The 3,045-nt window shown below is 35.9% G+C and carries 5 protein-coding genes; all 5 read right to left on the bottom strand.

The window, feature by feature from the left end; all coding sequences use genetic code 11:
• Positions 1-59: 59 nt before the first annotated feature.
• Positions 60-509, bottom strand: a complete 450-nt coding sequence (locus tag SANK73390_RS02080; RefSeq protein WP_462762936.1) for a hypothetical protein — start codon at positions 507-509, stop codon at positions 60-62.
• A 99-nt stretch (positions 510-608) separates the two neighbouring features.
• Entirely contained in the window at positions 609-1,430 is an 822-nt protein-coding gene (locus tag SANK73390_RS02075; protein ID WP_462762933.1) for a hypothetical protein, read from the bottom strand.
• A gap of 122 nt (positions 1,431-1,552) precedes the next feature.
• Positions 1,553-2,101, bottom strand: a complete 549-nt coding sequence (locus tag SANK73390_RS02070; protein WP_462762931.1) for a hypothetical protein — start codon at positions 2,099-2,101, stop codon at positions 1,553-1,555.
• A 133-nt stretch (positions 2,102-2,234) separates the two neighbouring features.
• Positions 2,235-2,540 (bottom strand): hypothetical protein, encoded by a 306-nt coding sequence (locus tag SANK73390_RS02065; protein WP_462762929.1) that lies wholly within the window; start codon positions 2,538-2,540, stop codon positions 2,235-2,237.
• Positions 2,541-2,663: 123 nt separating this feature from the next.
• Positions 2,664-3,029 (bottom strand): hypothetical protein, encoded by a 366-nt coding sequence (locus SANK73390_RS02060; protein WP_462762927.1) that lies wholly within the window; start codon positions 3,027-3,029, stop codon positions 2,664-2,666.
• Between the last annotated feature and the right edge of the window lie 16 nt (positions 3,030-3,045).

The following is a 3,045-nucleotide window of genomic DNA, read 5'->3' as shown; positions in this document are numbered from 1 at the left end:
TAATAATGGGCTAAAAATAGTTTGCTAAAATGTTGAGGAACGAAAACAGCAAACTGTTTTTAGTCCTTATTTATTAGCTTGTTATAAGGTACGCAACACCCGTTAATCGATGTAAGCTCCCCAATGTACTTTAAAAGCTTATTAAAATCATTAGGGTAATTATTAAAGCCTTTTTTGTTATATATAACTTTTTTATTCTTAAATTTTAGCTTAAAGAATGTTCCGTCCAACATCCCCTCTTGAACATATTTGTCCTTCCAATTTGGAATACCAAGTTCAATTAATGTGGATTGAATATGCTCTAAAGTCTTAGGGGACACATTTTTATCACATAAGATTTCTACTTTTTGACCACTGCCAAAAACTTTAGAATAAGTTATTTTTTCGCTATTAATTTCTAAAAGTTCGGAAACTCTATAAGAACCCATTTCGAAGCTAAACCTATCTATTTCTATCGACCATACAGAAATAGAAGTAAAAAATAATAATAAAATTAACGCTCGAACCATTTGTACCTTATAACGCCGCAATAAGCAGCAAAAAATAGTTGGCTACAATTTGTGAGGCACGAACAAAGCCAACTGTTTTTTGTCCGTTTAATTGCCTTGTTAGTTCCAGTTTTTTCGACGGTTCGCCATATCTCTAGTTGAATACATAAAAGGAAAAAACTCATGCATATATGGCACATCAGGCATCTGAAAACCTTTAGCTATTTCAATATGATGAACACTGTCTTGGCATGATTGTAACACTTCAAAAATTGGTTCTAAGATTTTGATAATATACCAAACAGAATGCGGAGAAGCAGCTTCAATAATGCGCGGGTGACTCAAACAATCAAACTCAGTCATAATTTCGCCACTTAAACTATGTAAAGATGTAAATGAGTTACTCCCGAGAGCATCACACATAGCATAGGACTCGCTTCTTATTTTTTCTCTCTTTCTTTCTGTAACCTCATCTAAGTACAGATCAAAGATGATTCTCCACCATTCAGAAAGCGGACTCTTGTCTTTTGAAGTTCCACTTAATTTCGATAAATTGTAATACCTTGCAGATAAGGCAAACTCATGATGAAAATGAATAATATCCCACTCAGTGCCGGAATCATAAAACCCCGATAAATCCATTCCTTTCTCTTGAGCAATAATCTTTATAGCGGCATATAGATCCTTAATTTTATGACCATAATTATGCTTCAGTTCTCGATCTGACATTATTTTAAGATCATTTTTTGACATGTAGTCCAAAATAACGACTATTTTCATAAATCTTTCAATACCAATAGAAAGTTGAAAAAAAGCCGAGTAAAAGAGTCCTCGTTCCTTCTCTCCAAGATTTGCTTTACGAAGGAAAGTGAGCCCTTGGCATAAACTGGACTGTGTCAGGTAACCTTCTTGTTGTAACAGTTTAAATTTTTCACTGAACATGAAACTACCTCTAATGGAACTAACGCTAAGCTAACGGGCAGTGACGTAGCGGCATAATCGCGAAGCGCCGCTGCGTTACTGTCCCAGTGTGGCACGCAGTGCTACACGTGTTAAGCGCCTTGTTAGCTGCCTTGCAAGCGAACCAACAGTTGGTTGTTTAGATCTGTTAGCGAATGGTATATCGCCATATAAGCGTCTTTTCCAGCTTCATATGAATAGTCTGGTACTGCCATACCGAAATTTGTTGAAGCGTTGTACGTGTAAATACTGCCACTTGTTAAGCCGTCGTATATCTTTTGGTCTTCTTTGTCTTTCAATTCATACGTTCCAGTGGCGGTAAAAGATTCCAAATTTGGTTTAATTACAAGGTCAAATTTATCGCTTATTTCGTTTGATTCGGATTGTGCAACAATTCGGAATAGAGAACTTAAAGAGTCATGAATTGCATTTCTTAGGTAGAAGCCCAGATCGTATTCAAATGTTGTCCCTAATTGCTTTTCTTGATGTTTATATGACAGGAAGCTTTCGTCGAAAGAGATAAGCACGTCCCTGTCCAATTTCTGTTCTTGCTCTCTAATTTCCATTTTATTAATCATTATTGGGCTAGTTACGCACCCACTGACTAATAGAGTTAATAATCCGAAAAAACATACATTCAAAAACTTCTTCATAGTTTTATATTCCTTAAATAACTTTCCTAGGCAGCTAACGCCTCACTAAGAGGCAAAAAATTGTTGGCTAAAATTAGCGAGGCACGAGCAAAAACCAACTGTTTTTTGTCCTGCTGAAATGACTTGTTAGTTTTCAATGCCTACCAACAAACGCCATAATCCAATCATGCTCTTCATCACTTGTTGTTTCAGTGTCAAAGAACTCTGATATTTCAGCTTTCATTGCACCTAATTCGCTTACTCCCTCTTCTAGGGTTGATAAGTAAGTTGTATGAAAGAAATAACCGTACACACCACTAGTTATAGAGTATGGTGCAATATCGCCACCTTTTTCCAAAGTTAGGCGAGCGCCTTTGGAATGCTCCTCGTCCTTAATTATTTCACCACTTTCAGGACCTACTGTTCCGATGGTTTCTCCATTATCAGTTTGATTCCACATAGCTCAACTTTTGAAAACTAACGCCGTATTAAGCGGACTAAAATTGTTGGTTATAATGTGAAGCGAAGCGGAACCTAACCAACTGTTTTAGTTCCGTTTAAATGCCTTGTTAGCTGTACTTTGCTACCCAACTTTAACATGACCAAAAGGTAATAAAACTAACATTAAAACACACAATAAACTTATAAAGATAAACACCCATTTTGCATCGCTTGGCTTTGAGTCTGAACGCATAACAAAATTTGATACTTTCTGTTTTTTGAAAATACTCGCGATTCCAATCAAAGTTCCTAACAAATACGCTGCAGCTATGACGTTAATGGCAAATTCACCGACAAAGTTTTGAAGTATATTTACAGCAACATAAAATAAGAACTGAAAAATTATAAATGGTTTCAAAAATTGCATATTGAAGTGATACCAAAAAATATCCCCACCAAACATCCAATATAACTTTGATTTTCTTAACTCATACTTCGAATCTTCCACAACTTATCCTGTACAG

This window comes from Pseudoalteromonas sp. SANK 73390 (genome assembly GCF_054966645.1).
The sequence above is the reverse complement of the archived record's forward strand: the minus strand, read 5'-3'. Positions and strand labels throughout refer to the sequence as shown.

Coding starts and splice junctions, on each gene's coding strand:
- SANK73390_RS02080 (WP_462762936.1), bottom strand. CDS start 509: ATGGTTCGAGCGTTAATTTTATTATTATTTTTTACTTCTATTTCTGTA.
- SANK73390_RS02070 (WP_462762931.1), bottom strand. CDS start 2,101: ATGAAGAAGTTTTTGAATGTATGTTTTTTCGGATTATTAACTCTATTA.
- SANK73390_RS02065 (WP_462762929.1), bottom strand. CDS start 2,540: ATGTGGAATCAAACTGATAATGGAGAAACCATCGGAACAGTAGGTCCT.
- SANK73390_RS02075 (WP_462762933.1), bottom strand. CDS start 1,430: ATGTTCAGTGAAAAATTTAAACTGTTACAACAAGAAGGTTACCTGACA.